This is a genomic window from Tropicibacter sp. S64 (assembly GCF_049803835.1).
Classification (GTDB): Bacteria; Pseudomonadota; Alphaproteobacteria; order Rhodobacterales; family Rhodobacteraceae; genus Pacificoceanicola.
The window spans coordinates 194184-219632 of sequence record NZ_JBNAGK010000009.1 but is presented as its reverse complement, the minus strand read 5'-3'; the positions used below and the strand labels follow the sequence as shown (position 1 = coordinate 219632).

The 25449-nt window shown below is 66.0% G+C and carries 23 protein-coding genes; 12 read left to right on the top strand and 11 right to left on the bottom strand.

Going from position 1 to position 25449, the window contains the following annotated elements; all coding sequences use genetic code 11:
• Position 1: 1 nt before the first annotated feature.
• The 7 genes from bamA to frr form a co-directional block, all read right to left on the bottom strand.
• Complete coding sequence (bamA, locus tag ACP159_RS15795; protein ID WP_425100674.1) at positions 2-2407, bottom strand: outer membrane protein assembly factor BamA; 2406 nt, start codon at positions 2405-2407, stop codon at positions 2-4.
• Between the two features lie 148 nt (positions 2408-2555).
• Entirely contained in the window at positions 2556-2687 is a 132-nt protein-coding gene (locus ACP159_RS15790) for a hypothetical protein (RefSeq protein ID WP_425100673.1), read from the bottom strand.
• 80 nt (positions 2688-2767) lie between these two features.
• Positions 2768-4111, bottom strand: coding sequence for an RIP metalloprotease RseP (gene rseP, locus ACP159_RS15785; RefSeq protein ID WP_425100672.1), 1344 nt, complete (start codon positions 4109-4111; stop codon positions 2768-2770).
• Positions 4112-4136: 25 nt separating this feature from the next.
• A complete protein-coding gene (gene dxr / locus ACP159_RS15780; RefSeq protein WP_425100671.1) occupies positions 4137-5300 on the bottom strand; it encodes a 1-deoxy-D-xylulose-5-phosphate reductoisomerase in 1164 nt (387 codons plus the stop codon).
• 7 nt (positions 5301-5307) lie between these two features.
• Entirely contained in the window at positions 5308-6090 is a 783-nt protein-coding gene (locus ACP159_RS15775; RefSeq protein WP_425100670.1) for a phosphatidate cytidylyltransferase, read from the bottom strand.
• Complete coding sequence (locus tag ACP159_RS15770) at positions 6087-6812, bottom strand: isoprenyl transferase (RefSeq protein WP_425100715.1); 726 nt, start codon at positions 6810-6812, stop codon at positions 6087-6089. Before ACP159_RS15770 ends, ACP159_RS15775 begins: the two co-directional genes overlap by 4 nt.
• 61 nt (positions 6813-6873) lie before the next feature.
• Positions 6874-7440, bottom strand: a complete 567-nt coding sequence (gene frr, locus ACP159_RS15765; protein ID WP_425100669.1) for a ribosome recycling factor — start codon at positions 7438-7440, stop codon at positions 6874-6876.
• Positions 7441-7809: 369 nt separating this feature from the next.
• Here frr and ACP159_RS15760 point away from each other — a divergent pair, with 369 nt between their 5' ends.
• Positions 7810-8739, top strand: coding sequence for a GlxA family transcriptional regulator (locus ACP159_RS15760; protein ID WP_425100668.1), 930 nt, complete (start codon positions 7810-7812; stop codon positions 8737-8739).
• On the opposite strand, the gene pyrH is transcribed toward ACP159_RS15760, so the two are convergent.
• Positions 8690-9424, bottom strand: a complete 735-nt coding sequence (gene pyrH / locus ACP159_RS15755; protein WP_425100667.1) for a UMP kinase — start codon at positions 9422-9424, stop codon at positions 8690-8692. The genes ACP159_RS15760 and pyrH overlap by 50 nt on opposite strands.
• A gap of 130 nt (positions 9425-9554) precedes the next feature.
• Here pyrH and miaA point away from each other — a divergent pair, with 130 nt between their 5' ends.
• The 7 genes from miaA (at position 9555) to ACP159_RS15720 (ending at position 18312) form a co-directional block, all read left to right on the top strand.
• The gene (gene miaA, locus ACP159_RS15750; protein ID WP_425100665.1) at positions 9555-10466 is read left to right on the top strand and encodes a tRNA (adenosine(37)-N6)-dimethylallyltransferase MiaA; all 912 of its coding nucleotides are present in this window, start codon (positions 9555-9557) and stop codon (positions 10464-10466) included.
• Complete coding sequence (locus ACP159_RS15745; protein WP_425100664.1) at positions 10463-11308, top strand: helix-turn-helix domain-containing protein; 846 nt, start codon at positions 10463-10465, stop codon at positions 11306-11308. The genes miaA and ACP159_RS15745 overlap by 4 nt, the downstream gene beginning before the upstream one ends.
• Positions 11309-11532: 224 nt before the next feature.
• Positions 11533-13203: an ABC transporter substrate-binding protein gene (locus tag ACP159_RS15740; protein WP_425100663.1), complete on the top strand. Its 1671-nt coding sequence runs from the start codon at positions 11533-11535 to the stop codon at positions 13201-13203.
• Positions 13204-13306: 103 nt separating this feature from the next.
• Positions 13307-14353: an ABC transporter permease gene (locus ACP159_RS15735; protein WP_425100662.1), complete on the top strand. Its 1047-nt coding sequence runs from the start codon at positions 13307-13309 to the stop codon at positions 14351-14353.
• Between the two features lie 12 nt (positions 14354-14365).
• Positions 14366-15553, top strand: coding sequence for an ABC transporter permease (locus ACP159_RS15730; protein ID WP_425100661.1), 1188 nt, complete (start codon positions 14366-14368; stop codon positions 15551-15553).
• Between the two features lie 78 nt (positions 15554-15631).
• Positions 15632-17719: a dipeptide ABC transporter ATP-binding protein gene (locus ACP159_RS15725; protein WP_425100660.1), complete on the top strand. Its 2088-nt coding sequence runs from the start codon at positions 15632-15634 to the stop codon at positions 17717-17719.
• A 92-nt stretch (positions 17720-17811) separates the two neighbouring features.
• Positions 17812-18312, top strand: a complete 501-nt coding sequence (locus ACP159_RS15720; RefSeq protein ID WP_425100659.1) for a hypothetical protein — start codon at positions 17812-17814, stop codon at positions 18310-18312.
• A 130-nt stretch (positions 18313-18442) separates the two neighbouring features.
• On the opposite strand, the gene ACP159_RS15715 is transcribed toward ACP159_RS15720, so the two are convergent.
• On the bottom strand, positions 18443-19048 hold the full coding sequence (locus ACP159_RS15715; RefSeq protein WP_425100658.1) for a lytic transglycosylase domain-containing protein: 606 nt from the start codon (positions 19046-19048) through the stop codon (positions 18443-18445).
• Between the two features lie 145 nt (positions 19049-19193).
• Here ACP159_RS15715 and ssb point away from each other — a divergent pair, with 145 nt between their 5' ends.
• Entirely contained in the window at positions 19194-19712 is a 519-nt protein-coding gene (gene ssb, locus ACP159_RS15710) for a single-stranded DNA-binding protein (protein WP_425100657.1), read from the top strand.
• A gap of 238 nt (positions 19713-19950) precedes the next feature.
• Complete coding sequence (locus tag ACP159_RS15705; RefSeq protein ID WP_425100656.1) at positions 19951-20817, top strand: VPLPA-CTERM sorting domain-containing protein; 867 nt, start codon at positions 19951-19953, stop codon at positions 20815-20817.
• 88 nt (positions 20818-20905) lie between these two features.
• Here the strand turns inward: ACP159_RS15705 and aroB are convergent, their stop codons facing one another.
• Both aroB and ACP159_RS15695 read right to left on the bottom strand, forming a co-directional pair.
• Positions 20906-22018, bottom strand: a complete 1113-nt coding sequence (gene aroB, locus ACP159_RS15700) for a 3-dehydroquinate synthase (RefSeq protein ID WP_425100655.1) — start codon at positions 22016-22018, stop codon at positions 20906-20908.
• Positions 22015-22590 (bottom strand): shikimate kinase, encoded by a 576-nt coding sequence (locus ACP159_RS15695; RefSeq protein WP_425100654.1) that lies wholly within the window; start codon positions 22588-22590, stop codon positions 22015-22017. The genes aroB and ACP159_RS15695 overlap by 4 nt, the downstream gene beginning before the upstream one ends.
• Positions 22591-22822: 232 nt before the next feature.
• Here ACP159_RS15695 and ACP159_RS15690 point away from each other — a divergent pair, with 232 nt between their 5' ends.
• A complete protein-coding gene (locus ACP159_RS15690; RefSeq protein WP_425100653.1) occupies positions 22823-24328 on the top strand; it encodes a hypothetical protein in 1506 nt (501 codons plus the stop codon).
• Positions 24325-25251, top strand: coding sequence for a site-specific tyrosine recombinase XerD (locus tag ACP159_RS15685; protein ID WP_425100652.1), 927 nt, complete (start codon positions 24325-24327; stop codon positions 25249-25251). Before ACP159_RS15690 ends, ACP159_RS15685 begins: the two co-directional genes overlap by 4 nt.
• The last annotated feature ends 198 nt before the right edge of the window (positions 25252-25449 follow it).

Genomic DNA, 25449 nt, shown 5'->3' with positions numbered 1-25449 from the left:
GTCAGAATTCGGTGGAGACGGACAGGTTGAAGTTCAGCGGCTGGTCGTATTTCTCTTTCTTCACCGCTTCGGAGAAGTTCAGCCGCAGCGGGCCGATGAAGCTGTCCCAGAAGATCGAGAAACCGACCACGTGCCGGGCGTTGAAGTCCGAATAGAGCACGTTCGGGTTGCCCGTCGGGTTGTCGTAACCCCAGACCGAGCCGACGTCGTAGAACACGCCGCCGGTGATGCCGTATTCCTCCGGCAGACCGAGCGGGAACTCCGCCTCGAAGCTGGCGACGGCATAGTAGTTGCCGCCCAGCACGTCGTTGACGTCCGTCCCGGCGATCTTCTCGCGCGGGCCGATGCCGCCATATTCGAAGCCGCGCATCAGGTTCGGGCCGACCACGAAACGGTCGGTCACCCGGCTGGAGCCCTTGGAATAGCTCAGTGCGCCACCCTCGATGGAGGCCCGCAGCGTGACTTCCTCGTTCATCACCTTGGTCTGCGCCACGGCCTTGGCCTTGGTCCGGATGAACTGCGTATCGCCGCCGAGACCGCCGAAGTCCTGGCCGAACTCCAGCAGCACGCCCGCATTCGGGTTCAGGCCGGTGCGGCGGGTGTCGTAGCTGAAGGTATAGCCGAGCGAGCTGTCATAGCGCTCGCCCAAAGCCGCCTCGCGCCCGATCTCCGCGCCGACCTCTGCCTTGCCGCTGAGCGTCGGGCTGCCGAAGACGGTGGTATAATCCAGATCGCGCATGTCCGAATAGCGCAGCGTGTAGCGCAGTTGCAGACGGCCGTTCTCGGACACCGGGAAGGTGATCGACGGCTGGAACACGCCATCGGCGGTGTTGTAGTTGCTGGTCAGGATCTCGCTCTCGGCATAGCTGAGCGCGAGGCCGAAGGCCACGTCCCGGCCGAGGAAGCGCGGCTCGACGAAGTTCAGGTTGTAGCGGTTGGCGCCTGCGGTGGTCTGCACGCCGAAGCTGAAGGCCTGCCCGCGCCCGAGGAAGTTGCGCTCGGAGAAGGAGATCGACGCGCCGAAGCCGTCGGTGGTCGAGTAGGAGCCGCCGAAGCTGAGCGAGCCGGTGGGTTTTTCCTCGACATTGACGTCGACGATCACCTGGTTCGGGCTGGAGCCCTCGCGTGCCTGCACGTCTGCCGTGTTGAAGAAGCCGAGCGCGCGGATACGCTCCGCGCTCTCACGGATCGCGCGCGGGTTGAACGGATCGCCCTCCGCCACGGTGAACTGCTCGCGCACCACGCGGTCGAGCGTGGTGGTGTTGCCCTCGATGTCGATGCGCTCGACGAAGATGCGCTCGCCCCGGGTCAGCATGAACTCCACGTCCAGCGTCAGGTCACGGTCGTTGCGGGTGATGCGCGGCTCGACCCGGACGAAATTGAGCCCCTCGGAGATCGCCATGCGCTCGAGGCGGGCAATCTCGTTCTCCACCTTCATCGGCGAATAGACCACGCCGCTGCGCAGCTTCACCGCCTTCATGAAGGCGTCGCTGTCCACCTCGGGCAGGTCGGAGGTCACGGTGACCTCGCCCACGTTGAACTGCTGGCCTTCCTCGATGTTGAAGGTCACGAAATAGCCGTCGCGCTCCTGCGCCAGCTCGGCGTTCACCCCGGTGACGCGGAAGTCGACATAGCCGCGCGAGGCGTAGAAGTCGTTCAGCAGCTGCTTGTCGAACTCGATGCGGTCCTCGACGAAGGTGTCCTTCTTGATCAGCGCCCGCAGGAAGCCCGCCTGCTTGGTCTCCAGCACCCGGCGCAGACGGCGGTCGGAATAGATGCCGTTGCCGGAAAAGCCGATGCGCTCGATCTCGGAAATGCCGCCCTCGAAGATCTCGAAGGCGAGATCGACGCGATTGTTGCTGCGCTTGATGACCTTGGGAGTCACCCGCGCGGCAATGCGGCCCTGCTGGGCGTAGGCTTCGGAAATCGCCTGCGCGTCGGCCTCGGCCTGACGCGGGCTGAAGACGCGGCGCGATTGCGACTGGACGATGGACGCAAGGTCATCGTCCTTGATGCGCTTGTTGCCTTCGAAGTTGATGCGGTTGATCGTGGGATATTCGACAACCTTGATGAGCAGCGTGGAGCCCTGCGGGATGAGTTCGACGGATTCGAACAGGCCGGAGCCGACGATCCGCTGATAGGCATCGTTCAGCTGCGCGGCGCTGACCTGCTGACCCCGGGCGATCCCGGCATAGGACAGGATGGTGCTGCCCTCGATGCGGGCGTTGCCCTCGATGGTCACGGAATTGAAGGCATAGGCCTGGGCAAAGGCAACCTGCGGAACACTCACGGCACCGACTCCGGCCGCGAGGGCAATGGCAACGGCCACCACCTTCGACGCCTTCGAAACCCGGTTGTTCCCGATGAAACCCTTTTGCGCGCTCTGCGCGGAAACGACAGTCGTCATTATCGCAATCCACTCCGACATCCCTTGCAAAGTCACTACCGGGATTGGAGAGGGTTGTCAAAAGCCGATGGGCCTATGTCCTACCATATGTTGCGGTTTTTGCCGTGATAGGCGCAAACCGGCTCACGCCGGATTTTGCGCTTGACTATCAGACCAGCAGCGCCCCGAGGTAAGCCCCGAAAAACAGGGCAAAGATGATCGTCGCGATGTACAGCAGCCGGTCCCAGTTGATGGTGACCAGCAGGCTCACGCTGCGGTATCCGGCTTGAATCGTCTGCATGGATTCGGCTCCCATATCTACAGGACCCTTGATGACGCAGAATTGGGGCAGCAATTTGGCGGCTGCCCCGAGAATTGTCGTCAGTAGCAGAACAAATCGTTCGTCAGGCCGAAGATCATCAACGCCAGCACGACAGTCAGGCCGATGGACATCAGCACGCGCAGCGCCTTGTCGCTCGGCGGGCGGCCGGAGACCGCCTCATAGGCGTAGAACACCAGGTGCCCGCCATCGAGCACCGGCACCGGGAAGAGGTTCAGCATCCCGATCGCCGTGGACAGCACCGCGATGAACCAGATGAAACTGACGGCGCCCTGGCTCGCCATGTCGCCGGAGGTCTGGGCGATGCCGATGGCGCCGGAGAGGTTGCAGCTGCTGATTGCGCCCGTCGCCATGTGCCACAGGCCGGAGACCGATCCGGACATGATGGTGCCGACCTGCGCCACCGCATCGCCGAGCGCCTCGCCGAGACCAAGGCGCTCGGTTGCCGGTTCGAACAGCAACCCGCTGCCCAGACCGATGCGATAGACAGTGCGGAACCCGCCCTCGGGCTGCGGCTCGTCCACCCGGCGCGGGGTCAGGGTACGGGTCAGCACCTCGCCATCGCGCCAGATCTCCAGCTGCGCCGGGGCGCCTTCGGAATTTTCGATGACTTCGGGCAGTTGCTCGAAGGCAAACACCGGCTCGCCGTTGAGCTTGGTGATCACGTCGCCGGTCTCCAACCCGGCATCCATCGAAGCCGAACGCGGCGCGACGCTGCCGACGATGGGCGCGAGGAAATAGGGGCCGGTGACGGTCAATTCCCGCCCGTCCCGCAGCACCCGGTAGTCGAGTTGCGGCTCACGCGGCAGGGCCGCCATGAAGGCGTCATAGGCCACCTTGTCCTCCGCGTCCGGCAGGGCCTTGCCCGCGATGGCGAGGATCTGGTCGCCCTCCTCCAGTTCCTGCACGAAGGGCACCGGCTTGAGGCTGGAGATCACCAGCGGGTCGGCGGGCTGGCCCCGCACCATGAAGACCCCGGCAAAGATGATCAGCGACAGGATGAAGTTGAACAGCGGACCGGCGGCGACGGTGGCCGTGCGCGCCCAGAGCGGGGCGCCGTCCATGGTCGAGCGCCGCTCTTCCTCGGAGATCCTGTCATAGACCGCCGCATCGCGTCCGCCGGAGGGGTTCGCGTCGCCCTTGAACTTCACGTATCCGCCAAAGGGGATCGCCGCGAGCTGCCACTTCGTGCCGTCCTTGTCCATCCGGCTCCAGAGCACCGGCCCGAACCCGAGCGAGAAGACTTCCGGGAAGATCCCCGATTTCTTGCCGACGATGTAATGGCCGTATTCGTGGATCGCCACGATGATCGAGAGGGCCACGACAAAGAACAGGACCGCCCACAGGAGGCCGCCGAATTGCGTGATCAGCGAAGTGAATTCCAAGGTCTTGCCCCCTCTTTCCGAGTCGTCAGACAGCCATGACCTCGCGGGCCTTCGCCCTCGCTAGATGGTCTGCCTGCAGGGCGTTATCAAGAGTAACTTCGGCATCAATAAGGCCCGTCTGGGCCGAAAGCCGGTTAAGAACCTCTTCGACGACACCCGCCATGCGTGTAAAGCTTATGCGCTTTTCGATGAATCCGTCCAGCGCAACCTCCTTGGCCGCGTTGAACACGGCCCCCGACAGCCCACCCTGCGCCATCACCTCCCGCGCCAGCCGCAGCGCCGGCCAGCGGGTCTCGCAGGCGGGGCGGAAGGTCATCTGCCCGAGTTTCACCAGATCGAGCCGTTCGACCGGCAGCGCCCGCCGCTCCGGGTAATGCAGGGCAAAGCCGATGGCGTGGCGCATGTCCGGCATCCCCACATGCGCCATCAGCGCCCCGTCATGGAAGCCGACCAGCGCGTGGATCATCGATTCCGGATGCACGACCGTTTCGATCTTCGACGGGTCGATGCCGAAGAACTCCCGGGTCTCGATCAGCTCCAGCGCCTTGTTGAACATCGAGGCGCTGTCGATGGTGATGCGCTGGCCCATGTCCCAGTTCGGATGCGTCGCGGCCTGCTCCGGCGTCGCGTTGTCGAGCCGGTCCAGAGGCCAGTCGCGGAACGCGCCGCCGCTGGCGGTGATCACGATGCGCTCCACCGCCGCGATATCCTCGCCGATCAGCGCCTGAAACACCGCCGAATGCTCGCTGTCCACCGGCAGGAGCGTGCCCCTGCCCTCCCGCGCCGTGCGCATCATCAGCGGTCCGGCGCAGACCATGCTTTCCTTGTTGGCCAGCGCCAGCGCCGCGCCGCCTTCCAGCGCCCGGAGCCCGGGCTCCAGCCCCGCCGCGCCGACAATCGCCGACATCACCCAATCCGCCGGCCGCTGCGCCGCCTCGATCAGCGCCGCGCGCCCCGCCGCCGCCGCGACACCGCTCCCGGCCAGAGCCTCGCGCAGCGCGGGCAAGGCGCTTTCGTCGGCGACAACCGCGACCTGCGCCCGCAGCGCCACCGCGTCCCGCGCCAGCGCCGCCACGTTCCGCCCGCCGGTCAGCGCCACGACCTCGTAGGCCTCCCGGTCCCGGGCGATCAGGTCGATGGTATTCTGGCCGATGGAGCCGGTCGCCCCGAGGATGGACACGCGCCGCATGGAGGCCTCAGACGCCCGGCGGGAAACCGATGATCTGACCCGCGATCACCAGAAAAACCGAGGCGCCCAGCATCCCGTCGAAGCGGTCCAGCAGGCCGCCGTGACCCGGAATCAGGGTCGAGCTGTCCTTCACCCCGGCCCGCCGCTTGATCGCGCTTTCGGCGATGTCGCCCAGCTGGCTCGCCATGCTGACCGCGATGGACACGCCCGCGAGGCCCGTCCCGGCAATGGTCCATTGCGCAAAGATCACCCCGACGATGGCCGCCGCGATCCAGCCCGCGACGGTGCCTGACCAGGTCTTCTTCGGACTGACCCGGGGCCAGAACTTCGGCCCGCCGATCATCCGGCCCGCGAAATACCCCGCCACATCCGTCACCACGACCACCAGCACCAGCCAGAGCATCCAGACGAGCCCGAACTCGCCGCGCAGCGACATCATCCCGAAGCCTGCGAGCAATATCAATGCGGTAAACACCCCGTAGGTCACGCCGCCCCGTCCCATCCGGCCGAGGCCCACCATCGACGGCGCCAGCAGCAGCGGCAAGGTCACCGCCGGGGGCAGGTGCATCGCCAGCATGGACACCAGCGCCGTGATGCCTGCGAGGATCAGCGCTTCGGTCTTCCGCGCCGGGTCCAGCATCCGCACCAGTTCCCACACCATCAGCCCGGTGATGACCGCGATCAGCAGCTGGAACACCAGCCCGCCGAGCCACACCGCGATCAGACCCACGGCGATCATCGCGATCCCGGACAGCACGCGCGGTTTCAGATCGTCCCAGTTCGCGCTCATGTCTTCACCGCACCATAGCGGCGCTCCCGCTTGCCATAGGAGGTCACAAGGCGGCCAAGCTCCTCGCCGGTGAAATCCGGCCAGAGCGTGTCGACGAATTCGTATTCCGCATAGGCCGACTGCCAGAGCAGGAAGTTGGAAATCCGCGCCTCGCCGCTGGTCCGGATGACAAGGTCCGGGTCCGGCAGCACATGGGTGTCGAGATACTTCGGCAGGGTTTCCTCGTCCACGTCCGCCGGATCGAGCTTGCCGTCCGCCACATCCTGCGCCAGCCGCTGAGTCGCGCGGGCCACCTCGTCGCGGCCGCCGTAGTTCAGCGCGATGGTGAGGTTGGTGCCGGTGCAATCGGCGGTCAGCTGCTCCAGCTCGTCCATCAGCGCGGTCAGTTTCCTGTCCAGCCGCACGCGGTCGCCGATGAAGCGCACCTGCACGTTGCGCTCCTTCAGCGCGCGTGCCTCCTTGGAGATGTAGCGGCGGAACAGGCTCATCAGCCCGGCCACCTCGACCTGCGTGCGCTTCCAGTTCTCCGTCGAAAAGGCAAAGATCGTCAGGTACTTGATGCCGAGGTCCGGACAGGCCTCCACGACCTCCCGGACCCTTTTGGCGCCGGCATGATGGCCGAACAGTCGCGGGCGGCCGCGCATGGTCGCCCAGCGACCGTTGCCATCCATGATGATGGCCACGTGGCGCGGTCCTTTACTCTCGCGGAGCGGTTTGTTCATCATGGCGGTCCTGACGATCGGCATGGGTCGAGCCCGGGGCCGCAAGCCGCCCCGTGGTGGCTCAGACCTGCATGATCTCTTCCTGCTTGGTCTCGAGTTGCTCGTCCACCAGCTTGATGTACTTGTTCGTGAGGTCCTGGACCTCCTGTTCCCAGAGCTTCTGGTCGTCCTCGGACAGGCCGTCTGCCTTGCCCTTCTTGATCTGATCCATGCCATCGCGGCGCACGTTGCGGATGCTGACGCGGGCGTGCTCGGCATATTGCCCGGCGACCTTGCCCAGCTCGCGGCGGCGCTCCTCGTTCAGTTCGGGAATCGGCAACATGATGATGGTGCCGTTGAGCTGCGGGTTGATGCCGAGGCCGCTGTCCCGGATCGCCTTTTCCACCTTGTTCACAAGGCCCTTGTCCCAGACGTTGATCGTCACCATGCGCGGCTCCGGCACGTTGACGGTGCCGACCTGGTTGATCGGGGTCATCTGGCCGTAGGCGTCCACCATCACCGGCTCCAGCATCGAGCCCGAGGCCCGCCCTGTGCGCAGCGAGGCGAATTCGGTGCGCAGGTTGGCGATGGCGCCGTCCATGCGGCGTTTCAGATCATCGGTATCGAGCTCGAATTCATCTGCGGACATCTGCCTGTCTCTCCCTCTTCGGTGCCGCCGGTCCGTGGCGGCAAAAGCTGGTGTTGCTATAAACCCGCAACGGGCGTGTTGTATAGAGCATGGCGTTGGAGGAAAACCGCAAATTCCGCGATAGCTCTCGGGCGGCGGTGCTTTGCGCGGGCGTGGTGAGCCGTGACGGCATGATCGGGACCGACCCGCGATCATGAACCAGAGGCGCAGATCCCGGTAAAAGCGTGCAGGAATTTACCGCTTTGATGCGGAAAACGCCGGAGCGGGAAAGGGAGTCTTTACCTTTCGGGCGCACAAACGGGCGAACTCGAGTCTCAGCTTTGAAAGTATGCCATGCAGGTCTGTTTCGTCGCGTGCCCCGATGCCTCCATGCTCGACATTGCGCTGTCGCGCCATGTGCTCGAACTGGCCAACCGCTGTTCCGGCCGGGACCTCGTCACCTTCCGCACCCGCACCCTGACCGGCGAGCCGGTCGTCACCGCGGAAGGCGCGCGCCTGGTGCCGGACTGCACCGGCTGGGAGCGGGGGCCGGGGATCGACCTGATCCTCGTCTTTGCCGGGCGCGATCCGCTGGCGCGGATTCCCTTCGGTCTGCGCGGTTTCCTTCTCAATGCGTCGCAGGTGGGCGCCACCATCGGCGGCATCGGCGCGGGGACGCAGATCCTCGCCGAGCTCGGTCTTCTGGCGGGCCGGGAGGCTGTGCTGGCGGGCGATCTGCCAACGGACCGCGATCCGCTCTGGCCGGAGATTGCCCGCATCGAGGCGCCCTTCGTGCTCTCCATGCAGCGGCTCACCTGCCCCGGCGGCCTGCCGGTGGTGGACGCGCTGCTGGCCTGGCTGTCCCGCGCCGTCGCCCCGGAACTCGCGGCCGAGGTGCGCCGCGCCGGGGAGGCCCTCGGCTCTCCCGCCGCCCGCTCGGAGGACACGCCCGACAGGGTGCTTGGCCGGATGCAATCGGTGATGGCCGCGCATATCGAAACGCCGTTGCCGCTCGATGTCATTGCCCGCGAGCTGGAGCTGTCGCCGAAACAGATGCGCAGCCGGTGCAAATCCGGCTTCGGCATGACGCCCGCGGAAGTCTACCTCGACCTGCGCCTCAAGCGGGCAAGGCGTCTGGTGCAGGAAACCGGGCAATCCGTGCACGAAATCGCCTCCGCAACCGGATTCCAGTCGCCCTCTGCCTTCACCCGCAGTTACAAGACACACTTCGGCGAGACGCCGCGAGACCTGCGGGCGATGAAACGGACGGTCAGCCGTGCACGCGGGTATAGGTCCCCTGCCCCGCAAGGATCCCCTTGAACCCACCGGGCTCGTCCAGCGAAAACACGATGATGTCGAGGTTGTTGTCCCGGGTCAGCGCGATCGCGCTGGCGTCCATGACCTTGAGGTTCTTCGACAAGACCTCGTCGAAGGTCACGCTGTCATAGCGTTTTGCATCGGCGTGCTGCTTCGGGTCCTTGTCATAGACCCCATCGACCCCGTTCTTGCCCATCAGGATCGCCTCGCAGGCCATCTCGTTGGCCCGCAGCGCGGCGGCGGTGTCCGTGGTAAAGTAAGGGTTGCCGGTGCCCGCGGCAAAGATGCACACCCGCTTCTTTTCCAGGTGGCGCACGGCGCGGCGGCGGATGTAGGGCTCGGCGACCTCGTCCATGCGAATGGCCGTGATCACCCGGCAGAACACCCCCAGCCCCTCCAGCGCAGACTGCATCGCCAGCGCGTTCATCACCGTCGCCAGCATCCCCATGTAATCGGCGGTGGTGCGTTCCATCCCTTGGGCGCTGCCCGCCAGGCCTCTGAAAACATTGCCGCCGCCGATCACCATGCAGATTTCGACGCCAAGGTCGTGCACCGCCTTGACCTCGTTTGCGATGCGCTGGACGGTCGGCGGATGCAGGCCGTAACCCTGGTCGCCCATCAGCGCCTCCCCGGAGATCTTCAACATCACGCGTTTGAACTTGGTTTCCGGCGTGCCGCTCTCGGTCATGTTGCGCTCCGTCTTGGCTGGGGACTATGATCGCGGCCATGTTTGGCGTAAATCGGTGGCGGCTGCAATGCCCGGCTGCCGCATTGCAGCGCGGCACGGGGCCGCGACATCAGGACCGGACCGGGGCAGTATGGCAGTCTCTCATATGGCAGCGGCGCGCGAGGTGGCCCGGGGGTTCGATCCGGCGCGGCACGTGCTGATCGCCGGGCCGACGGCGAGCGGGAAGTCCGCGCTGGCGCTGGCGCTGGCGCGAGACCAGGGCGGCGTGATCGTGAATGCCGACGCCATTCAAGTGTATGAAAACTGGCGGATTCTGACCGCGCGCCCGTCAAAGGCGGAGGAACGGCAGGCCGCGCACGCGCTCTATGGCCATGTGCCGGGGGACCAGCCCTACTCCGTCGGCGACTGGCTTCGCGCGGTGGCGGCGCTGCTCGAAACGGGGCAGCGGCTGATCATCACCGGCGGCACCGGGCTCTATTTCACCGCCCTGACCGAGGGGCTGGCGGACATCCCGCTCACCCCGCCACGGATCCGCGCCGAGGGCGAGGCGCGGCTGGCGGAGCATGGCTTGCAGGCGATCTGCGCCGAGCTGGATGCGCGGACGCTGGAGCGGATCGACCGTTACAACCCGGCCCGCGTGATGCGGGCCTGGGAGGTTCTGCGGACGACGGGCCGCGGCCTCGCCGACTGGCAGGACGACACGCCGCCGCCGCTTCTGCCGCTCGATCATGCACAAACGGCCCTGTTCGATGCACCAAAAGACTGGCTGAGCCCAAGGATCGCGCAGCGTTTTACCAAAATGCTGCAGGCCGGGGCGCTGGACGAAGCCCGCGCCAACCTGCCGACCTTCACACGGGCCCTGCCCTCTTCCAAGGCGATCGGCGCGGCGGAGCTGATCGCAGTCCTCAGGGGCGAGATGACGGAGGCCGAGGCGACGACCCGCGCCACCATCCTCACCCGGCAATTCGCCAAGCGCCAGCGCACCTGGTTCCGGGCACGCATGGGGCGCTGGACCAGGATCCACCCCGGGGTGCTGGCATGAGCAGCGTTCCGGGCTTCCTGCGCAAGGCCATGCCGCCGCCGCCCGCGCCGAAGGGGCCGGTCAAATGCGGCTCCTTCGGGCTTGCCCTGCAGGGGGCGGCGTGGAAATACGAGTTGCAGCACGACCGACCCGACACCGTCCTGCTGTGGATCACCCGGGGCCAGGGGCGCGTCATCGTGAACGGCGTGCGGCGCGGGCTGTCGATGCACAGCGCGCTCTTCCTGCCCGCGGGCACGCTGTTTTCCGTCGAGTTGCCGAACACCGCGCAGGCGCTCTATCTCGAATGCCCGGCCGCTCTGACCGGCAGGCTGCCGCACGAGCCGATGCACCTGCGCATCCGCGACAGCCTGGCACAGGCGGAACTGACCGGCACACTCGACACCATCCAGCGCGAGCTGAGCCAGCGCAGGCCCTTTTTCGATGAGGCCATCGAAGGCCATGTCGGCCTGCTCGGGGTCTGGCTGAACCGGCAGGTCGCGGCGGGCAATCTCGACCAGGGCGAGGACAGCGCCGCGACCCGCCTCGCCCGCCGCTTCGCGCAGAGCGTCACCCGCGATTTCCGCACCCCGAACGCCATGGCGCTCTATGCCGAGGCGCTCGACGTGACGCCGACGCATCTGACAAGGGTGTGCCGGCAGACCTGCGGCAAGACCGCCGCCGACATCCTGACCGAGCGCAAGCTGCACGCCGCCCGCCTCGCATTGCTCGCGCCGCAGCCGCCGGTCAGCCGGATCGCCCGCGATCTCGGCTTTGCCTCGGCGGCCTATTTCACCCGGTTCATCCAGAACCACACCGGCCAGACGCCGACCGCGCTCCGGGCGCGGGCCAGGCCCCGGACCTGAACACGCGGTTTTGCACGAAAATCCCTTGCACCGGGCGTCCTGTCGTTTTTGAATGGTGGTCATGTCGCAAACAGACCACAAACGGTGAAAGCGGACGTTGACGCGGCGCGATTCACAGGGCGCAATGCATTCATAATCAGGCGACTTTCCGGCCTGCCCGTCCCGTGCCGGGCATCCGGTTCGTCAGCCGACAATAAAAGACCATGTGTCACAGGGAGACAATCATGACGCACCCCTCCGATGCTTCCGGGGTCCACCCGGCGGCCAAGATGTATGCCGACGAATTCAAGGCCGGTCAGATCGACCGCCGCGAATTCCTTACCCGCGCCACGGCGCTCGGGGTTTCCGCCTCTGCCGCCTACATGCTCGGCGGGCTCGGCAGCCCGGCGCAGGCCGCCTCGCACATGCAGATGGGCGGCACGCTGCGCATCCAGCAGGACGTTCGCGCGCTCAAGGACCCGCGTACCTTCGACTGGACGCAGATCGCCAACTTCGCGCGCGGCTGGCTGGAGTACATGGTCGAATACAACCGCGACGGCAGCCTGCGCGGCATGCTGCTCGAAAGCTGGGAGGCGAATGACGACGCCACGGAGTACGTGCTGCACGTGCGCCAGGGCGTGACCTGGAACAACGGCGATGCCTTCACCGCCGATGACGTGGTGCGGATGTTCGAATACTGGTGCGACAAGAGCGTCGAGGGCAACTCGATGGCCGGGCGCATGGCGACCCTGATCGACGCCGAGACCAACAAGCTGATCGAGGGCGCGGTGACCAAGGTGGACGATCACACCGTCAAGGTCACGGTGCCGACCTCCGACATCACGATCATCGTCGGCATGGCCGATTACCCGGCGGCGGTGGTGCATGCCTCGCACGATCCGGCGACCATGCTGGAGGACCCGATCGGGACCGGGCCCTACCTGCCGGAGAGCCTGGAGGTGGGCGTGAAGGGTGTTCTGGTGAAGAACACCGATCATACCTGGTGGGGCGACAGCGCCGAGGGCTACGGCCCTGCCGCGCTCGACCGCATCGAGTACATCGACTACGGCACCGACCCGGCGTCCTGGATTGCCGCCGTCGAGTCCGAAGAAGTCGACATGCTCTATCAGAACGTCAACGAGTTCATCGAGATCGCCGATGCCATCGGTTGGGAGAAGTCCGAGGTCGTGACCGGCTCCACGGTGGTTCTGCGCTTCAACCAGCAGACGCTGGTGGGCGATAGCGCGCCCTACGCGGAGGCCAAGCTGCGCGAGGCGGTGGTGAAGGCGGTGGACAATGCCATCTGTCTCGAACTCGGCTATGCCGGTCTCGGCACCGTGGCGGAGAACCATCACGTCGCCCCGGTGCATCCGGAATATGCGGACATCGGCCCGGCGCCCTTTGACCCCGCCGCGTCGAAGGCGTTGCTCGAAGAGATCGGCATGGCCGATTGGGAGCATGAGCTGATCTCGCTCGACGACGGTTTCACCAAGAACACCGCCGACGCCTGCGCCGCGCAGATGCGCGATGCCGGTATCCCGGTCAAGCGCACGGTGCTGCCCGGTTCGACCTTCTGGAACGACTGGGCGAAGTACCCGTTCTCCATCACCGAGTGGAACCACCGTCCGCTCGGCGTGCAGGTCCTCGCGCTGGCCTATCGCTCCGGCGAGGCCTGGAACGAAGCGGGCTATGCCAACCCGGAGTTCGATACGCTGCTGAACGAGGCGCTCTCGATTGCCGACGTCGAAAAGCGGCGTGCGGTGATGGAGAAGGTCGAGAGCACGCTGCGCGGCGACAGCGTCATCATCCAGCCCTACTGGCGCTCGCTCTACCGCCATTACAAGCCGGGTGTCGTCGGGGCGGAGATGCATCCGTCCTTCGAGATCCACCCCTACAAGCTGGGCCTCGCATCCTGATCGCAACACCATCGAAGGCCGCTCCCCCGGGGGCGGCCTTTCCTCCCTCGCCCCGCGTCGGGGCGGGCGATGGCTGCCTGATGCCACCTGACAGGGAAAGCTGATGGGACTGTTTCTCCTCAGGCGCATCGCGGTGATGATCCTTACCGCGCTCTGCCTAACCTTCGTGGTCTTCTTCCTGACCAACCTCTATCCGAACCTCGAAAAGCTGGCCAAATCGGAAGGCAACTTCCGCATGACCGACGACCAGGTCGAAACCTGGCTGGCCAATCGCGGCTATACCCAGCCGGTGCTGGTGAAATACGGCGAATGGCTCGGCGTGCTGCCGGGGTACGTGATCACCGGCACCGATGGCGAGACCCGCGCCCGCTGCGCCGAGCCGGGCCAGCCGGTGGAGGAGGCACGCCACTTCTGCGGCGTGTTGCAGGGGCATTGGGGGTTCTCTTCCGTCTTCAAGGTGCCGGTGCTGGAGAAGGTGGCGGACAGCCTCTCGCTCACCGGCTTCCTGATGCTCTGGGTGATGATCGTGATGGTGCCCTCGGCGCTGCTGATCGGCGTGCTGGCGGGGATGCGGGAAGGCTCGAAACTCGACCGCACGCTCTCCACCGTCTCCATCGCCACGACGGCGACGCCCGAGTACGTCTCGGGGGTGATCTTCATCGCAGTCTTCGCCTCCTCCGCCGTGGGGCTGAAATGGTTCAAGGGATCGGCGGCCAGCGCCATGGAGCACGCGACCTTCGAGAACTTCTTCCTGCCGGTGCTGACCATCGCGCTTTATGGCACGGGCTATATCGCCCGCATGACCCGCGCGTCGATGGCGGAGGTGATGACCGCGCAATACATCCGCACCGCCCGGCTCAAGGGGGTGAGCTTCCGCAACATCGTGGTGAGACACGCGCTGCGAAACGCGCTGATCGCGCCCTTCACCGTCATCATGCTGCAGTTCCCCTGGCTGCTGAACGGCGTGGTGATCGTGGAAACCCTGTTCAACTACAAGGGCTTCGGCTGGACGCTGGTGCAAGCGGCGGGGAACAATGACATCGAACTGCTGATGGGCGTCTCGGTCGTCTCCGTCGTGGTGGTGCTCGTCACGCAGCTGATTTCCGACATCGGCTACGTCTACCTCAACCCGCGCATCAGCGTCAGCTAAGGGAGGAAGTCCATGGAACCTCTGTCCTGGGGCGGCCTCATCATCCGCATCCTCGCGCAGTTCTGGCCCGTCTGGGTGGCGCTGGTGGTGACCTTCGTCGCCTCGATCCGCTACAAGCGCAGGCTCGGTCTCTATGGCAAGCTGTTCGACAGCACCATCGGCATGATCGGCTTCGCACTGGTGATGTTCTGGGTCTACACGGCGGTGTTCACCGGGGTGTTCGACCTGATCTCCACCCACGATCCGCTGGCGCAGATCGCGGCGATGAAGAACAAGGGGCCTGGCACCCCCGTGACCGGCGCGGAGGGGGTGTATCCGTATTACCTCCTCGGCGGCGACAACCTCGCGCGGGACGTGTTCTCCCGCATGGTCAAGGGCTCGCTGGTGGTCATGGCCATCGCGCCGCTGGCCACGCTCTTCGCCTTCATGGTCGGCATCACGCTGGGCCTGCCGGCGGGGTACTACGGCGGCAGGCTCGACATGGTGCTGTCCTTCGCCGCCAACCTGATCCTCGCCTTCCCGGTGATCCTGCTGTTCTACCTGCTGGTGACGCCGGAGATCATGCAGACCGGCCTGCCGCAATACATGGCGGTGGTGTTGTTCTTCTTTCCGCTGATCTTTGCCGGGGTGCTGATCCACGCCCGCTTCCGCACCCAGCCACAGAAGAACCTGACGTGGCTGGCGGTGGTGCTGGTGCCGATGGCGGTGATCTATGTCTCGGCGGTGAACGCGGCAGGCACCAGGGTGGACTTCTCTCCCGTCGACCTTTTCGACATCCCCTCGGGCATCCTCGTGGTCTTCGTCTCCGTGGTCTTCGTCAACGCGCCGACGGTCTTCCGCATCGTCCGGGGCCTCGCCATGGACATCAAGACCCGCGACTACGTGGCGGCGGCGCAGACGCGGGGCGAGCGTCCGTGGTACATCATGCTGTGGGAGATCCTGCCCAACGCCCGCGGGCCGCTGATCGTCGATTTCTGCCTGCGCATCGGCTACACGACGATCCTTCTGGGAACGCTCGGCTTCTTCGGCCTCGGCCTGCCTCCGGAAAGCCCGGACTGGGGGTCCACCATCAACGACGGGCGGCGGCTCCTGTCGATCTACCTGCACCCGGCGCTGGTACCGGCGCTGTCGCTGCTCTCGCTGGTGCTGGGGCTGAACCTGCTGGCGGACGGTCTCAGGGAAGAGAGCCTGAGGGATTGAGAAACACACGCCCCGGGCTTGACCCGGGGCCTCCTGCCATGAGGTCCCGGGTCAAGCCCGGGACGCGGAGGACACAAGATGAAAGACGGATATGACGGGCCGATCCTGGAGATCGAGGACCTTTCGATCAGCTTCTTCACCCGGCTCAGGGAAATCCCCGCCGTCATGGACTTCTCCGTGCGGGTGATGCCCGGAGAAGCCGTGGGGCTGGTGGGCGAGTCAGGCTGCGGCAAGTCCACCGTGGCGCTGGGCGTGATGCAGGACCTTGGCAAGACCGGGCGAATCGTGGGCGGCAAGATCAAGTTCAAGGGCCGCGATCTCGGGGCGATGTCACACGATCAGCTGCGCCGGATCCGGGGTTCCGAGATCGCCATGATCTATCAGGAGCCGATGGCCTCCCTCAATCCGGCCATGAAGATCGGCAAGCAACTCATGGAAGTGCCGATGATCCATCGCGGGGTGTCCGAGAAGGAAGCCTACGCCCGCGCCCTCCAGGTGGTCACGGATGTGAAGCTGCCGGACCCGAAACGCATTCTGGACAGCTATCCGCACCAGCTGTCCGGCGGCCAGCAGCAAAGGATCGTCATTGCCATGGCGCTGATGGCGGAGCCGTCGCTGCTTATTCTCGACGAGCCGACCACCGCGCTCGACGTGACGGTGGAGGCGGCGGTTGTGGAGCTGGTCAAGGAGCTGGGCCAGAAATACGGCACCTCCATGCTGTTCATCTCGCACAACCTCGGGCTGGTGCTGGAGACCTGCGACCGCATCTGCGTGATGTATTCCGGCGAGGCGGTGGAGACCGGCTCCATCGGGGACGTCTTCGACGAGATGATGCACCCCTACACGCAGGCACTGTTCCGGTCGATCCCGCTGCCCGGCGCGGACAAGAATGCGCGGCCTCTGGTGGCGATTCCCGGCAACTTCCCCCTGCCGCACGAGCGCCCGCCGGGCTGCAACTTCGGGCCGCGCTGCGAGTATTTCGTCGCCGGGCGCTGCGATGCGGTCGAGCGTGTGCCGATGGTGACGCTGGAGGACACGGCACGGCACCGGACGCGCTGCCTGCGCTACGCCGAGATCGACTGGGCTGCACCGCCGTCGAATGTCGTGGCGAAGGAGAAGGCGGAGCCGGGTCAGGTGGTCCTGAAGATGGACCAGCTGAAGAAATACTACGAGGTGGCGGCGAATGCCCTGTTCGGCGGGTCGGGCAAGACCAGGGTGGTCAAGGCCAACGAAACCCTGTCTTTCGAGGCCCGGGAGAGCGAGACCCTGGCGATTGTCGGCGAGAGCGGCTGCGGCAAGTCGACCTTCGCCAAGGTGCTCATGGGGCTGGAGACCGCCACCGATGGCCAGATCCTGCTCGACAACCGCAACATCGAAGGCGTGCCGATCGAGAAGCGGGACCGCAAGACGATTGCCGATGTGCAGATGGTCTTCCAGAACCCCTTCGACACGCTGAACCCGTCGATGACCGTGGGGCGGCAGATCATCCGGGCGCTGGAAATCTTCGGCGTGGGCGACAGCGACGCGGCGCGCAGGCAGCGGATGCTGGAGCTGCTCGATCTGGTGAAGCTGCCCCGAGAATTCGCGGGCCGGATGCCGCGTCAGCTCTCCGGCGGACAGAAACAGCGCGTCGGCATTGCCCGCGCCTTTGCCGGGGATGCGCGGATCGTGGTGGCGGACGAGCCGGTCTCGGCGCTGGACGTCTCGGTGCAGGCCGCCGTCACGGACCTGCTCATGGAGATCCAGCGCGAGCACAAGACGACGCTGCTGTTCATCTCGCATGACCTTTCCATCGTGCGGTATCTCAGCGACCGGGTGATGGTCATGTACCTCGGCCATGTGGTGGAGCTTGGCTCGACCGATCAGGTCTTCGCCCCGCCCTATCACCCCTATACCGAGGCGCTGCTCTCGGCGGTGCCCATCGCGGACACCTCGGTGGAGAAGAAGCACATCGTGCTGGAGGGCGACATTCCCTCCGCCATGAACCCGCCGCCGGGCTGCCCGTTCCAGACCCGCTGCCGGTGGAAATCGCAAGTTCCGGGTGGGCTGTGTGAAAAGGAGGTGCCGCCGGTGCGGATGATCGCCGAGGGGCATCAGGTGAAATGCCATCTTTCGGACGAGGAATTGGCGAGCATGGAGCCGGTGATCACGCTGGCGGCGGAGTGAGGGGATGGGACGTTATTGAGGGGGACGAGAATCGGATAGGTTTGGTAAACTTTGCGGTGCAGAGAATGGCAGCGAGGAGCCCAACTTGACCGATGCTGCGCGAAGTAGAAAAGTCTGTTCTAGAGATAACTCAGCCGCATTACAGGGTTAAAGCAATGGCGAGCGACAAAAGCGATACTTTCATCGTATTGCAAAAGGCGATGCAGTTAGGAGACCCAGATGCGTTTGAAGAAGCCTTGAGAGCTTGCTTTCCAATGCAGCATTGTGCAGGACTGTGCGAATTGCTTGCTGATGTGCTTCTCGAAGACTGGCACTTCCGCCACGAAGATGTCGCTCTAGCTATCCAAGACTTGAAATGCACATGTGCAATTGAAGCTCTGGAACGAAGGGCTTCAAGCAATCCGAATTACCTTGAATGGGATGAAAACCACGCGCTTGCTCGAAAATGCACTTGGGCTCTCGCTGATATAGGGACAGTCGAAGCGAAACAGGCACTTGAACGTTTGTCAGAGTCAGAGACTTTGGTCGTTCGCGGTTTCGCACAAAAACGTCTCGACAACTGGGACCTTGAAACCGCGCGCAAGGGCAATTGATTTCGCAAGCAATGCAAAAAGCGGTCACTCTTGATCGAGTGTCAAACGGCAGCTTTGTCCGCGCAGCGGCCACACCATGCACCCAAACCGATTCACAAAACCGACGGATCACAAACCCAACCGCCCACGCTCAACTGCCCCAGATCTTCTTCACGTAATTCTTCGTCTCGCGGTACGGCGGCACGCCGCCGTGCTTGATCACCGCGCCGGGGCCGGCATTGTAGGCGGCGAGCGCAAGACGCCAGCTCTTGAAGGTCTCGAACTGCATCTTCAGATACCGCGCCCCGCCTTCGAGGTTCTGGCGCGGGTCGTGCGGATCGACCCCCAGCACCTTCGCCGTGCCCGGCATCAGCTGCGCGAGGCCGATCGCCCCCTTGTGCGATTTCGCGGAGGCGTTGAAGCGCGATTCCTGTTGCACCAGCCGCAGGAACAGGTCCTCCGGCACGCCGTGCTTGCGGGCGGCGGCGCGGGCCATCTCGACATATTCGCCGCGATAGCTGCCCCGGTACTGCGGCAGGCTGCCGTCGAGCACGCCGTATTTCGTCGGGGTGATCACGCTCGGCGGCTGCAGCCGGACCGAGTTGTTGTACTGCTGCGCGGCGCGCGTATCGAGCAGCCGCGTCTGGCTGGAAAACAGCCGCGCCCGCCCCTGCGTCGAAATCTGCTCGGCCATCGCCGCCAGCGGCGCACAAAGCACCGCGATCCCGATCACCAGGCCGAAAGTCCCCCGAACCATGTCACTGTCCCTAATGTCCAAGCACAAAATCGCCCGCACTATAGCCCGGAAATCAGATATTGCTACCCCGGGCCTTTCAGCCGTGGACACGGGTGGTATAGGGTGCGGCAACTATCTGCCGACAAGAATCAAAGGGGAATGACGCATGGCCGGTTCAGTGAACAAGGTTATCCTGGTGGGCAATCTCGGGCGCGACCCCGAGGTGCGCAGCTTTCAGAACGGCGGCAAGGTCTGCAACCTGCGCATTGCCACCTCCGAGACCTGGAAGGACCGCAACACCGGCGAGCGCCGCGAGAAGACCGAGTGGCATTCCGTCGCGATCTTCCAGGAGGGCCTCGTGCGCGTGGCGGAGCAATACCTGCGCAAGGGCTCGAAGGTCTATATCGAGGGCCAGCTGCAGACCCGCAAGTGGCAGGACCAGTCCGGCCAGGACCGCTATTCCACCGAGGTCGTCCTGCAGGGATTCGGCGGCTCGCTGGTGATGCTCGACGGCCCGGGCGGCGGTGGCGGTGGCGGGGATCGCGGCGGCTTCGGCGGTGGCTCGCAGGGCGGCGGCGGCTATGACGACCGCGATTACGGCGGCGGTTACGACGACCGCGGCGGCTCCGGCTCCGGCCCCTCGCGCGCCCCGGCCCGCGACATCGACGACGAGATTCCCTTCTGAGCAGTGCTCCTTCCGGACAGACCCTGCGAGCGGCGCCCCTGTGGCGCCGTTCTGCTTAATGGGGCATCTCGATTGCGCGACATTCGTTAAACGGAAAAAATCGGCGGATTTTGTCGTTTTTACAGCCTGTTAACCAACAAATCGGGACCTCGATTGTGGCAAAACGATGGCAAACTTGCTAGAAATCCGGGCGCTTTGTGAAAAGTCGATCCCTGAAACCGCCAAGACGAGACGACCCATGAAAACCATCAAACCTTCCCTCGCCGCCGCCCTGTGCGGCGCGGTCCTGCTGCCCGCCGCCGCATCGGCCGCCACGGTCACCGTGTCCAGCACCGTGAATGTCACCCAGTTGATCAGCGTGGACGGCGCGGGAGACCCGAACTTTCAGGATCCCATCTCGGGCGACTACGTCTTCTTTGATGAATACCTGCGCATCCTGACCGAAGAGGCGAATGTCTGGGACCAGACACAGATCCCCTCCGCGCCGCCGGTCTCCAACCCCTATGACATAACCAGCAGCGGCCAGATCGGCTTCAGCTTCGTCTTCGATCCCGCGAGCCTGAACACTGCCGGGCTGCAGACCGGCGCCTTCGATCCGAACACCGGTGCCGGTGCGGTCAGCATGGGCACGCTCGCCGGTCCGGTGAACGCGACGATCACCAATGACCAGGGCGTCAGCCCGGAGGTGATTCCGGGTCCGATGGCGATCTATGCCACCAACGATTTCGCCACCGGCGATCCCGGCGTGGGCACCATCGACGCGCTGTTCGTCGTGATGTTCGACACCAGCCGGGCCGATGGCACCACCGAACTCGGGTTCTTTGCCGCGGGGTTCGACCAGAATTATTTCGAGAGCCTGACCGGCGGGACGACCTTCTCCTGGGCCGATGCCGGGCTGTCCTATCTGGAAGTGCGCAACTCCACCCATTCCACCGATGGCAATCCGCTCTGGGACGAGGAAATCCGCGGTTTCGGCAGCGGTTATTCCGTCACCTCCGGCAGTGGTGGTGGCGGTGGCCTCTCGCCGGTGCCCCTGCCCGCCGCGCTGCCGCTGCTGCTGGCGGGTCTTGGCGGTCTGGCCATGGTGCGCCGCCGCCGGGGGTGATCCCGGGTCCGGGAAGGACGCAGGGCGCCCCGGGGGGCGCCCTTTTCGCAGGCGGTTCCGTAGGGCGGGGCTGTGCCCCGCACCCCGCTCAGCAGGCGGCGCGCTGTTCCTGCAGCAGGCCCAGCACCGCCTCGCGCGGCACGTCGGAGGTGACGAAGCTCTCCCCGATGCCCCGGGCGAGGATGAAGCGGAGCTTGCCGTCGATGACCTTCTTGTCCTGACCCATCAGGTCGAGCAGCACCTCGGCGGCGGGCAGATCGCCCGGGATGTCCTTCAGGTCCCGCTTCATGCCCATCGCCGCCAGATGCGCCCGGACCCGGCTCGGGTCCTCCTGCGGGCACAGGCCAAGCCGCGACGACAGCTCGAACGCCAGCGCGCAGCCGATGGCCACACCCTCGCCGTGCAAGAGCCGGTCCGAGTAGCCCGTCGCCGCTTCCAGCGCATGGCAGAAGGTATGCCCGAGGTTGAGGAGCGCCCGGTCCCCCTGCTCCGTCTCGTCGCGCAGCACGATCTCCGCCTTCATCTGGACCGAGCGCGTCACCGCATGGGTCCGCGCCGCCAGATCACCCCCCGCCGCGGCCCGGCCGTTCTCTTCGAGCCAGTCGAAGAACGCCGCATCGCCCAGCAGCCCGTATTTCACCACCTCGCCATAGCCGGCGAGGAAATCGCGTTCCGTCAGGGTGCCGAGTACGCCGACATCCGCCAGCACCAGCGCCGGCTGGTGGAAGGCGCCGATCAGGTTCTTGCCCTGCGGCGCGTTGATGCCGGTCTTGCCGCCGACGGAGCTGTCGACCTGTGCGAGGAGCGAGGTCGGCACCTGCACGAAGCGCACGCCCCGGCGCAGCACCGCCGCGGCGAATCCGACGAGATCGCCGATCACCCCGCCGCCAAGCGCCACGACCACGTCGCGCCGCTCCACCTTCTGCTCCAGCAGCCATTCCACGGTGCGGGTGAACTGCGGCCAGCCCTTGGTGCTCTCCCCGGCGGGCAGCGTCAGGGCCACGCTCTCGATGCCTTCCGCCGTCAGGGCGTCCCGAAACGTCGCCAGATGCAGCGCCGCCACATGCGCGTCGCTGACGATCGCCACGCGCTTGCGGTGCAGCAGCGGGGCGATTTCCGCCCCGGCGCGGGCCAGCAGCCCGGTGCCGATACGCACCTGGTATTCGCGCCCCGGCAGCGGGACCTCGACGATTTCGCTCATGTCAGGCTCTCCAGTACATCCGGGCGCGTCTCCAGCAGCGTATCGCGCACGATGCGCCCCATGGCGTCCAGCGCGCGATGCGCCTCCGACATCACGGTGACATCCGCCAGCGCATAGGTCGGCACCCGTTTCTCATACAGCGCCCGCAGCGTCGCCTTGGGATCGGCCGAGCGCAGCAGCGGGCGGGTGGTCTTGTGCCGGACCCGCTCCCAGAGTGTCTCCAGATCGGCGTTCAGCCAGACCGAGACACCCTTGCGCGAGATCATCGCCCGGTTGCCTTCTGCCATGAAGGCGCCGCCGCCGGTGGACAGGACACAGGGCGTGCCGTCGAGCAGGCGGTCGATCACCTGCGTCTCCTTGCGGCGGAAGAAGGTCTCGCCATCGCGCTCGAAGATCTCCGCGATGGTCATGTTCGCGGCCTCCTCGATCTCGTGGTCCGAATCGCGGAAGGGAACGCCGATCTGGCCAGCCAGCGTCCGCCCCACGGCGGTCTTGCCTGCGCCCATCATGCCGACCAGCACAATCGTCTTGTGCAGGATCAACCCTTTGCCCCTTGTCCCCTCGGCCATCATTCGCCCATTCGTTTCTTCGTTGCGTGAATGACGTGAACGCGACAAAAAGGCTAGGTATAAACTGAAAAAACGCCGAGGCAGGGGGTCGCGCGCATGGGGCGCATACTGAAATACTTGTTTTATCTTCTTGTTCTTGGGGCACTAGTTCTGATCGGCTATGCTTACGTCGGACCGTTCTTCGGAGCGGATTTCAGCCCGCCCCAGACCGAGATTCGCCTGCCCGTCGACCTAGATGCCCAATAGGACCACCAGAATTCGCCGCCCGGCCCGCAGCCTCGCGGGATTGTGTAGTCTGTGCCTCGCGGCATGGCCCGCCGCCGGACTGGCCCAGAGCGACCCGGTTGCGGGCAGCGCCACACCGCCGAGCGTGACGGCCGCGCCGCTGGGGCAGCCGAACGTCGGCGGTGCCGGGCTGCTGACCGCCCGCATGACCGGCCTGCCGGGCACGATGTGGCTCGGCTCCGACCCGGCGCGGCTGCGCGAGCTGATCGCCGCCGCCCGGCCCGCGGTGCCCGCGCTGCGCGACCTTCTGCACACGCTGATGCTGGCCGAGGCCGATCCGCCCGCGCAGGGCGAGGCCGGGGTGGCGCATCTCGGCGCCCGTCTCGACTGGCTGATCCGGCTTGGCGCGGTCGAGGAGGCGCTGGCGCTGACCGAGATCGCCGGTTACGACGATCCGATCCTGTTCGCCCGCTGGGCCGACCTGAACCTGCTGCTCGGCGAGACCGACAAGCCCTGTGACGCGATGCGGGTCCGGCCCTCGCTGAGCAACGACATCGCCCTGCGCATCTACTGCACCGCACGCGGCGGCGATTGGGAACGCGCCGCGCTGCTGCTCGGCTCCGCCCGGACGCTGGGCACCCTGCCGCCGCGGGACGTGGACCTGCTGGAGCGGTTCCTCGACGGCGAGCTGGCGCAGGAGCGCACGGGGCTGATCCCGCCGGTGCGCCCGACGCCGCTGGAATTCCGCCTGTTCGAGGCCATGGGCGAGCCCTTGCCCACCGCGCCGCTGCCGCTGGCCTTCTCGGTGCTGGACCTTGGCGGCGACAACGGCTGGCGGGCGCAGATCGAGGCGGCGGAGCGGCTGGCCCGCGTCGGTGCCCTGCCCGCGAACCGTCTGCTCGGGCTCTACACGCTGCGCGAACCCGCCGCCTCGGGCGGCATCTGGGACCGGATCGCGGCCTTGCAGGACTTCGAGGACGCGCTGACGCGGGGCGCGGCGAACGCGGTGTCTGTGGCCCTGCCGAAGGTCTGGGCGCAGATGGCGAGCGCCGGTCTGCTGGTGCCCTTCTCCGACCTCTTTGCCGAACGGCTGGCGACGCTGGGCCTGAGCGGCCGCGCGGGCCGCATGGCGCAGCGCAGCGCGTTCCTGTCGCCGCAGTACGAGGCGCTGAGCGCGACGCTTGCCGACGAAGGGCCGGAAGTGCGGTTCCTGACCGCCATCGCCCGGGGCCAGCTGCCGCCGGACGCGGGCACCGTCACCCTGCCCCACGCCGAAGCCGTCGCCGCCGGTTTCTCCGGCGCGGAGATGCCACAGGTGCTGCGCGAGCAGCTGGCGCAGGGGCGGCTCGGCGAGGTGATCCTGCGGGCCGTGGCGCTGTTCTTTTCCGGCGCGGAGGGCAACAGCCGCGATCTGACCGACGCGCTGGTCACGCTGCGCAGCCTCGGGCTGGAGGACGTGGCGCGGCGCGCGGCGCTGCAGGTCATGCTGCTCGACGCGGAACGGGCGCGGCGATGAGCGACCGCCACTGGATTGCCACCTTCCTCGACGCAATCGCCGCCGAACGCGGCGCGGCGGGCAACACGCTCGCGGCCTACGAGCGCGATCTGGCGCATGTGCGGGAGTGGCTGACGGGCGCGGGGCTGGATTTCACCGATGCGCAGAAGGCGGATTTCGAGGATTACCTCGTCTACTGCGACCAGCAGGGCCTGAAACGGGCGACCCGTGCGCGGCGGCTCTCGGCGATCAAGCAGCTCTATCGCTTCGCCTTCGAGGAAGGCTTGCGCAGCGACAATCCGGCGATCCAGATCAGCGGACCGGGACGGGACAAGCGCCTGCCCAAGACGCTGAGCATCGAGGAGGTCGACCGCTTGCTGGAGGCGGCGGGCACGCAGGGGCGCACGGCGCAGGACAGCTTGCGCAACACCTGCCTGATGCAGCTGCTCTATGCCACGGGGATGCGGGTGTCGGAACTGGTGACCTTGCCGCTGTCCTCGGCGCGGGGCGATCCGCGGATGCTGCTGATCCGGGGCAAGGGTGGCAAGGAGCGGATGGTGCCGCTCTCCCCGCCCGCCCGCGCCGCGCTGGCGGTCTGGCTGGCGGAGCGCGATGCGGAAGAAGAGGTCAAGCGGGCCAAGGGCAAGCCGGCCTCCGCCTTCCTGTTCCCGTCGCGGGGCAAGGAGGGGCACCTGACGCGGCATGGCTTCTACATGCTGATCAAGGAGATCGCGGTGCGCGGCGGCGTCTCCCCGGAGAAGGTCTCGCCGCACACGCTGCGCCACGCTTTCGCCACGCATCTGTTGCAGAACGGCGCGGACCTGCGCTCGATCCAGACGCTGCTGGGCCATGCGGATGTGGCGACGACCGAGATTTACACCCATGTGCTGGAGGAGCGCCTGCGGGAGCTGGTGCTGGACCACCACCCGCTGGCAAAGGACTGAGCGCACGCCTGCGCCCGCCACGGCAGCGCGGTGCCGGACGGGTCTTGTCTCGTGGTGTCTCGTCCTTGCGATGGGAAGCCGGAAAACGGCGGCCGCCAGTTCGGATTTGCACGTCCGGGACGTCACGCCCGGCCTGATCGTCTGTACAGAGTGACCATCCCCGAGGGGCTGTCACCGTGCCCTTGCCAAAGGGGCGCG

Excerpts from the sequence above, each read along its gene's own strand:
- ACP159_RS15770 (WP_425100715.1), bottom strand. The coding sequence starts at position 6,812 with ATGAACAAACCGCTCCGCGAGAGTAAAGGACCGCGCCACGTGGCCATC.
- ACP159_RS15735 (WP_425100662.1), top strand. The coding sequence starts at position 13,307 with ATGGGACTGTTTCTCCTCAGGCGCATCGCGGTGATGATCCTTACCGCG.
- ACP159_RS15720 (WP_425100659.1), top strand. The coding sequence starts at position 17,812 with ATGCTGCGCGAAGTAGAAAAGTCTGTTCTAGAGATAACTCAGCCGCAT.
- ACP159_RS15685 (WP_425100652.1), top strand. The coding sequence starts at position 24,325 with ATGAGCGACCGCCACTGGATTGCCACCTTCCTCGACGCAATCGCCGCC.
- bamA (WP_425100674.1), bottom strand. The coding sequence starts at position 2,407 with ATGACGACTGTCGTTTCCGCGCAGAGCGCGCAAAAGGGTTTCATCGGG.
- ACP159_RS15695 (WP_425100654.1), bottom strand. The coding sequence starts at position 22,590 with ATGATGGCCGAGGGGACAAGGGGCAAAGGGTTGATCCTGCACAAGACG.
- ACP159_RS15690 (WP_425100653.1), top strand. The coding sequence starts at position 22,823 with ATGCCCAATAGGACCACCAGAATTCGCCGCCCGGCCCGCAGCCTCGCG.
- dxr (WP_425100671.1), bottom strand. The coding sequence starts at position 5,300 with ATGCGGCGCGTGTCCATCCTCGGGGCGACCGGCTCCATCGGCCAGAAT.
- miaA (WP_425100665.1), top strand. The coding sequence starts at position 9,555 with ATGGCAGTCTCTCATATGGCAGCGGCGCGCGAGGTGGCCCGGGGGTTC.
- frr (WP_425100669.1), bottom strand. The coding sequence starts at position 7,440 with ATGTCCGCAGATGAATTCGAGCTCGATACCGATGATCTGAAACGCCGC.
- ACP159_RS15740 (WP_425100663.1), top strand. The coding sequence starts at position 11,533 with ATGACGCACCCCTCCGATGCTTCCGGGGTCCACCCGGCGGCCAAGATG.
- ACP159_RS15775 (WP_425100670.1), bottom strand. The coding sequence starts at position 6,090 with ATGAGCGCGAACTGGGACGATCTGAAACCGCGCGTGCTGTCCGGGATC.
- ACP159_RS15705 (WP_425100656.1), top strand. The coding sequence starts at position 19,951 with ATGAAAACCATCAAACCTTCCCTCGCCGCCGCCCTGTGCGGCGCGGTC.
- aroB (WP_425100655.1), bottom strand. The coding sequence starts at position 22,018 with ATGAGCGAAATCGTCGAGGTCCCGCTGCCGGGGCGCGAATACCAGGTG.
- ssb (WP_425100657.1), top strand. The coding sequence starts at position 19,194 with ATGGCCGGTTCAGTGAACAAGGTTATCCTGGTGGGCAATCTCGGGCGC.
- ACP159_RS15715 (WP_425100658.1), bottom strand. The coding sequence starts at position 19,048 with ATGGTTCGGGGGACTTTCGGCCTGGTGATCGGGATCGCGGTGCTTTGT.
- ACP159_RS15790 (WP_425100673.1), bottom strand. The coding sequence starts at position 2,687 with ATGCAGACGATTCAAGCCGGATACCGCAGCGTGAGCCTGCTGGTCACC.
- pyrH (WP_425100667.1), bottom strand. The coding sequence starts at position 9,424 with ATGACCGAGAGCGGCACGCCGGAAACCAAGTTCAAACGCGTGATGTTG.
- ACP159_RS15760 (WP_425100668.1), top strand. The coding sequence starts at position 7,810 with ATGCTCGACATTGCGCTGTCGCGCCATGTGCTCGAACTGGCCAACCGC.
- ACP159_RS15745 (WP_425100664.1), top strand. The coding sequence starts at position 10,463 with ATGAGCAGCGTTCCGGGCTTCCTGCGCAAGGCCATGCCGCCGCCGCCC.
- ACP159_RS15730 (WP_425100661.1), top strand. The coding sequence starts at position 14,366 with ATGGAACCTCTGTCCTGGGGCGGCCTCATCATCCGCATCCTCGCGCAG.
- ACP159_RS15725 (WP_425100660.1), top strand. The coding sequence starts at position 15,632 with ATGAAAGACGGATATGACGGGCCGATCCTGGAGATCGAGGACCTTTCG.